The sequence below is a fragment of the Caulobacter sp. D5 genome (genome assembly GCF_003185805.1).
GTDB lineage: Bacteria > Pseudomonadota > Alphaproteobacteria > Caulobacterales > Caulobacteraceae > Caulobacter.
The window spans coordinates 39,021-45,638 of the sequence record NZ_QHJY01000049.1; the positions used below are offsets into that span (position 1 = coordinate 39,021).

The window sequence follows — 6,618 nt, forward strand, 5'->3', positions numbered from 1 at the left end:
GGGGAGGATTTGAGCGGAGGGCTTCGTCACGCCCCCTCCAGGAACCGCACGAGCGAAGCGTTGAACCCCTCTGCATCCGTCACGCTCGAGGCGTGGCCGCCCCAGGGCAGCACGTCGAGCGTCGCGTTGGGCAGGCGCTGCGCCAGGCGGTGGGCGCAGGTGACGGGCACCAGCATGTCGTCGGCGGTGGCGCTGACCAGCACCGGGTGGGGGATGCGCGGCAGGTCGGCGTCGACGTCGAAGGCCAGCAGGGCGCCGATGCGGGCCAGCATCACCGCCCTGGGCGGGAAGCCGGCCACGTGGTGCGGCTCCTCGGCGGCCAGGCGCTCGCTGTTTTCCGAGATCCAGGTCGCCGGATAGAGGAACAGGGCCTGGGCGTGCACATAGGCCGCCGGGCCGGTGTCGTTCAGCAGATGCAGGCGGGTGTCGAAGCAGCGCTTGATGTGCGGATCGGGCCGCGACCAGCCGTTGACGACCACCAGCTTGCCGAGGCGATGGGGGTGGGCGAGCGCCAGGGCCAGGCCGGCGTTGCCGCCGGCCGCGTGGCCCACGACGTGAGCCTTGGCGATCCCCAGGGCGTCCAGGACCTTGACGATGTCGTCGGTCATGTCTGCGACCGTGTAGGGCCTGTCGGTCGGCAGTTCGCGGACGCTGCGGCCCGTGCCGCGGTGGTCGTACAGCACGACCGGCCAGCGCGCGGTGAGGGCCGCCATCTGCGGTGCCCAGAAGGATCCCGAACCGCCCAGGCCCGACGATAGCAGCACAACCTCGCGGCCGGCGAGAGCCTCCCCCACCCAAGCGTTATCGCTTGGGTGGGACGAGGAGGCTCGTTCTGCAAGGGACTGTCGAGCGGAGCTCGACAGGGGACCGCCGTGCAGTTCGTAATGGAGGCCGTCGACGGTCCCGGTGTGCACGGCGTCGATCACTTCTTACCGATGTGGGCGACGGTGGCGATCTCGACCAGGAAATCGGGGCGCACCAGGCCGCACTGGATGCAGTAGCGGGCCGGCTTGTCGCCGGGGAAGTACTCGGCATAGACCTTGTTGATGGTCTGGTAGTTGGCCCAGTCGGTCAGGAAGATGTGGTTCATGGTCACGTCCTCCATCGTGCCGCCGGCTGTCTCGATGACCGACTTGATGGTCTCCAGCACCTGCCGCGTCTGTCCCTCGGCGTCGCCGACATGGGCGACGTTGTTGTCCTTGTCGAAGGCCAGGGTGCCCGAGACGTAGACGATCCCGTCGGCCAGCGTGCCCGGCGAGAACGGCGCGATCGGCGTGCCGGTGCCGGGCGGGGTGATGACGGTCTTGGGCATCGTCTTTTCCTTCTTTGAAAGCGTCGGGGGAAAGCCCCCTCAGTCGCTCCGCGACAGCTCCCCCAGAGGGGGAGCATCTTGGCGCCTAGATCCTCACCCTCTGGGGGAGGTGGCCCGGAGGGCCGGAGGGGGTCAGCGCGGCGCGATCTGGCCGAACGCGCCCTTGAAGTCGGCCACGGTCGAGACCCAGCCGAAGAAGGTCTCGATGTTGTAGAGGGTCGCCTTCTGCACGAACTCCGGACCGGCCTGGTGGGTGGCGTCCTCCAGCACCGTGCCGAAATATTCGAGGAAGAAGCCGTCGCGCAGCGTCGACTCCACGCAGACGTTGGTGGCGATGCCGACGAAGACCAGGTTCTTGATGTTGCGGCTGCGCAGCACGCTGTCGAGCTGGCTGTTGAAGAAGCCGGAATAGCGGGTCTTGTGCAGCTGGATGTCGCCGGGCTGGGGCGCGAGCTCGTCGACCAGCTCGTAGTCCCACTGGCCGCGGGCCAGCAGCTTGCCCTGCAGCTCGGGCTTGGCGCGCATGGTCTTCAGCGCGTTGGACTTCCACCAGTTGGGCGAGCCGGGGCCGCCGGCCTCGACGTAATTGTCGTCCCAGCCGTTCTGGAAATAGATCACCTGCATGCCGGCCGCGCGGGCCGTCTCGAGCACGCCCTTGATCTGCTGGATGCAGGCGGCCGCGCCGCTGATGTCGAAGCCGGCGAGATCCAGATAGCCGCCCGGCGAGGCGTAGGCGTTCTGCATGTCGATGACGATGACGGCCGTGCGCTCGGGCGTCAGCGGGATCGGCTCGGGCCGGGCCGGCAGCATCACGGAGTCATCGGTCGCGATCATATGGACGCTCACTTCCCCCGGAGCCTGTCCTGGACAGGCTCCTCTTCCTAACGTTTGGAGCGTGGCGGACGCCGAAACCGTAAACACTTTCGGCTGCCACGCTCCAGGTGCGGCTCTGCGGCCGCATCCTGAGCGTCATGGAAGATCAATCTACGCGGCGAAGCAATACGATCGATCCGACGGCGCCCCAGGATGGGTGCAGAGCGGATCGACCATCACCATGAGCCGGAGAACGCCGGTCAAGCGTCGGGCCGGCGCTTCGCGCCCGCGCCCGCGGCTGCCCGTTCAGGCGTCGAACACGGAGGGCTCGTCGCCCAAAGCTTGGGCGCCGGCCGGATCGGGCAGGCGCACCGACAGGGCGCAGACCAGGCCGGTGGGCAGGTATTCGAACACGGCCTCGCCCTTAAGTTCGCTGCGCAGGCTGGCGGCGATCAGGCGCGAGCCGAAGCCCTTGCGCTGCGGCGGGCCGTCCAGCTTGGGGCCGCCGCTCTCGACCCAGCGCAGGGCCAGATGCCGCGGATCCAGCGGGTCGCGACGCCAGGTCACCTCCACCCGGCCGTTGGGGGTGGAGAGGCCGCCGTACTTGCTGGCGTTGGTGGCCAGCTCGTGGAAGACCATCGACAGGGCCAGGGCCGCGCTGGGCGGCAGGGCGGCCGGCGGGCCCTCGCAGCGGGCGCGGTCGCCGTAGGGCTCCAGGGTCTGGCGCACGACCTCGGCCAGGTCGGCGCTCTCCCACACGGTGCGGGTCAGCAGATCGTGGGCCCGGGCCAGGGCGTAGAGGCGCTCGTTGAAGGCGTCGAAGCCGGGGGCGGCCTCGCCGCGGCCCAGGCTCTGCAGGGCCAGGGACTGAACCGTCGCCAGGGTGTTCTTCACCCGGTGGTTCAGCTCGTTGATCATCAGCTGCTGGCGGGCGGCGGCGCGTTTCTCGCCGGCCTCGCGGGCCCGCAGCTGGTTGGAGGCCGCGTGCAGGGCCTCGCGCACCTCGCCGATCTCGCGCAGGCCGCCGCTGGTCTGGGCCGGCATCTCGCCGCCGGCGGCCATGATCCGGGCGTCGGCCACCAGGGCGCGCACCTCGCGCGAGATGCCGCGCGAGAACAGCAGGGCCGCCGTGGCGCCGATGGCCAGCAGGACCAGGCCCGCGGTGACCAGCAGGGCCAGGGACGACAGGTTGGCGCGCTCCAGCTCGGCGCGCGGCACGCCGACGATGAAGGTCCAGCCATAGGCCGCCGAGCGGCTGAAGGCCGACAGGGTGGGGGTGCCGTCGAGGGTGTAGGTCTCGAGCACGCCGTCGTTGTCGCGCGCCATGGCGTCCAGCATCGGCCGGCTGGCCGAGCGGCCCAGCATCTTCTCCTGGTCGCGCGAGCGGGCCACCAGCTTGGCGTTGCGGTCGACGATGCTGGCCGTCCAGCTGTGCGGCACGCCCTGGGCGGCGAACAGCGGGGCGAAGGCCGAGGGCGTCTGGATATAGGCCAGGTCGTAGAGCTCGCCGGCGACGATCACCGGCATGTCGATGGCCACGATCGGCTGCTTGACCACCTTGCCGAAGGTCAGGTTCGAGACGGTGGTGCGGCCCGAGCGCACGGCGGCCCAGCGTTCGGGGGGCAGGCCGGCGCTGCGGGGCGGGGCCTGGCCGGGCGGCAGGCGGGTGTTGACCACCTGGCCGCGAGGCGAGATCAGCACGATCCAGGCCGCGTCGGCGCCGACGGCGGCGCGGGCCTGGCGCTCGAAGCTCTCCAGGTCGCCGGCGGCGAGAGCAGGAGACACCGACAGGGCCTGCAGCGTGCTCTGGCCCTGGGCCAGCTGGCGGTCGACGGCCAGGCCCAGCGCCCGGGTGGTGGCCACCAGCTGCTGCTCGTAGCGGCCCCGGCTCTGGCCGTATTCGGCGCGGGCCAGCAGGGCCATGAACACGATGGCGGGCGCGACGAGACACAGCGCCATGATCAGCAGGCGCCGCCTTACGGTGGGCGGCCCGGCTGCGGCGGTTGCGGCGTCGACCTGGGTCATGTCTCTGGCCAAACGCGAGCGGCTCCAACTTGAAGTCGCAAGACAAGAGGGTGAGCGGCCCTGTCGGTCAAGCTCCCCGCGACATCCCGTCGCGGGGCTTGGTCAGCCCGCAGGCGGCGGCGCCGTCGAGGCGCGCAGGGCCAGTTCGAACGGCAGCAGGCGGTCGCCGCGCGGCGGCTTGCCGTCCTTGGCGGCGGCGCAGGCGACCAGGATGTCGACGGCCTCGGCCGCCATCTCGGCCACCGGCTGGCGCACCGTGGTCAGGGGCGGCAGCGACAGGCGCACGCTGGGGGTGTCGTCGAAGGTGGCCAGCGACAGCGCGTCCGGGATCGCGACCGACAGCCGCCGGGCGACGTGCAGCACCGCCAGGGCGGTTTCGTCGTTGCCGGCCAGTATGGCGGTGGGGCGGTCGGCGCGGGCCAGCAGGGCCTCGGCGGCGGCGACCCCGCCCTCGAAGGTGAAGTCGCCCGGAACCAGCAGGCTCTCGTCGACGGCCAGGCCGGCCTTGGCGAGGGCGCCCCGATAGCCGTCCTCGCGGGCGCGGCTGGCCAGGAAGCGCGGGCTGCCGGTGACGAAGCCGACGCGGCGGTGGCCGAGCGTGAGCAGATGCTCCGTCAGTTGGCGGGCGGCCGCCTGGTCGTCCATCCGCACCCGCGCGCCGGGACCGGCCTGGGCAGAGCCCAGCCGCACGAAGGGGATCTGCGCCTTCTTCAGCGCGGCCAGCACCGTCGGGTCCTCGCAGTTGGGCGGCGTCAGGATCACGCCGTCGGGCCGGAGGGTGGACAGCACGTGCTGTACGCGCCGGGCCAGTTGGTCGGACTCCAGGTCGATCAGCTCGCACAGCAGGTGGTAGCCGTGGACGTCGCAGCGGAGCATGGCCCCGTACTGCATGCGGTCGATCCAGTTGTTGCCGCGGTCGCTGCGCCAGTTCTCCAGGGTCAGGGTGCGGTCGTTGAAGGCGACGATCAGGAACGAGCGGCCGCCGCCCATCCGCCGGGCGGCGATGTTGGGGCTGTAGCCCAGCTGCTCGATAGCCGCCTCGACGCGGGCGCGCAGGTCGGGGGTGACGGTCGGCTCGTTGTTGACCACGCGCGAGACGGTCTTGACCGAGACCCGGGCCTTTTCGGCCACATGGACGATGGTGACGTTGCGCATCGGGCCCCCGGCGCCGGCTGTCGGCGCGCTGACCTAGCGATAGCCCGGCCCCGGCGGCCGAGTCGAGCCGGTTCGCGGTCTTCGGCCTTCAATAGAGTGTGCGAAAGTCTCAATAAGACATCGTTGTCAGAAAAATTCTCTGCTGCATCTTCGCCTTTCGCGCAAAGGATATCGGCCGATTTGTCCTCAAGTGGACAAATTGAATCGTGTTGACATAAAGTAAGACAACGTTGTCTCGTGTCGATGTGAGGCGGTCGCGAGCAGACGACCCCGCGACGGGAGGCCAAGGCCATGCGCGATCGCGCGTGCGGACTTCCGCGCGCGGCGTCCGCCCTCGACGTCTCATCCCATGACGCTGCTCCCGCGGCGTGCTTTGGGCGCGGCGGCTCCTTCCCCTTTGCCGCCGCGCCTCTTTTTCGATCGAGGTCGCCGTGACGCCGTTCCGTGTTTCCGCCCTGGCCCTGCTGGCCGCCACCAGCCTGACCGGTCTCGCCGCGGCGCAGACGCTCGCACCGGCCGGCAAGGCTACGGCCCACGTCGCCGCTTGGCCCGCCACCAGGAGCCCGGCCGCCCTGACCGACGCGGCGACGGAAGCGAAGATCACGGCGCTGATGGCCAGGATGTCGGTGCGCGAGAAGGTCGGCCAGACGATCCAGGCCGACATCGGCTCGATCCGCCCCGAACAGCTGCGCGACTATCCGCTGGGCTCGATCCTGGCCGGCGGCAGCTCGGGCCCTAACGGCAATGACAAGGCGATGGCGAAAGAGTGGGCCGATTTCGTCGACCTGTTCCGCGCCGTCTCCCTCGAACAGCGCGACGGCCACGTGGCCATCCCGATCATGTTCGGCATCGACGCCGTGCACGGCCACAACAACCTGGTCGGCGCGACCCTCTTTCCGCACAACATCGGCCTGGGCGCGGCCCGCGACCCTGACCTGATCGAGCGCATCGGCAAGGCCACGGCCGAAGAGGTGGCGGTCAGCGGCGGCGACTGGACCTTTGGCCCGACGGTGGCCGTGCCGCGCGACGACCGCTGGGGCCGCAGTTACGAGGGCTATGGCGAGGATCCGGAGATCGTCAAAAGCTATGCCGGCCGCATGACTTTGGGCCTGCAAGGCCGGCTCGTGGCGGGCAAGGCGCTGGAGGCCGGCCACATCGCCGGCAGCGCCAAGCACTTTCTGGCCGACGGCGGCACCACGGGCGGCAAGGACCAGGGCGATGCGGCGCTGTCGGAAGCCGACCTCGTCCGCCTGCACGCCCAGGGCTATCCGCCCAGCATCGACGCCGGCATCCTGACGGTGATGGCCTCGTTC

6 protein-coding genes are annotated in these 6,618 nt (G+C 70.4%); 1 reads left to right on the plus strand and 5 read right to left on the minus strand.

Going from position 1 to position 6,618, the window contains the following annotated elements; genetic code table 11:
- Nucleotides 1–26 precede the first annotated feature (26 nt).
- From rutD to DMC18_RS03780, 5 genes are all read right to left on the minus strand, one after another.
- Nucleotides 27–923 carry a pyrimidine utilization protein D gene (gene rutD / locus DMC18_RS03760; RefSeq protein WP_370444008.1) on the minus strand — a complete coding sequence of 299 codons (897 nt, stop codon included), beginning with the start codon at nt 921–923 and terminating at the stop codon, nt 27–29.
- Nucleotides 923–1,312, minus strand: coding sequence for a pyrimidine utilization protein C (gene rutC, locus DMC18_RS03765; protein WP_110119273.1), 390 nt, complete (start codon nt 1,310–1,312; stop codon nt 923–925). The genes rutD and rutC overlap by 1 nt, the downstream gene beginning before the upstream one ends.
- Nucleotides 1,313–1,444: 132 nt before the next feature.
- On the minus strand, nt 1,445–2,146 hold the full coding sequence (rutB, locus tag DMC18_RS03770; RefSeq protein ID WP_199228396.1) for a pyrimidine utilization protein B: 702 nt from the start codon (nt 2,144–2,146) through the stop codon (nt 1,445–1,447).
- A gap of 285 nt (nt 2,147–2,431) precedes the next feature.
- Complete coding sequence (locus DMC18_RS03775; protein WP_233248058.1) at nt 2,432–4,150, minus strand: sensor histidine kinase; 1,719 nt, start codon at nt 4,148–4,150, stop codon at nt 2,432–2,434.
- A gap of 102 nt (nt 4,151–4,252) precedes the next feature.
- The gene (locus DMC18_RS03780; protein WP_110132704.1) at nt 4,253–5,305 is read right to left on the minus strand and encodes a LacI family DNA-binding transcriptional regulator; all 1,053 of its coding nucleotides are present in this window, start codon (nt 5,303–5,305) and stop codon (nt 4,253–4,255) included.
- A 431-nt stretch (nt 5,306–5,736) separates the two neighbouring features.
- On the opposite strand from DMC18_RS03780, the gene DMC18_RS03785 reads away from it, so the two are divergent.
- A partial coding sequence (locus DMC18_RS03785; protein ID WP_370444614.1) for a glycoside hydrolase family 3 N-terminal domain-containing protein occupies nt 5,737–6,618 on the plus strand: 882 nt, incomplete at its 3' end.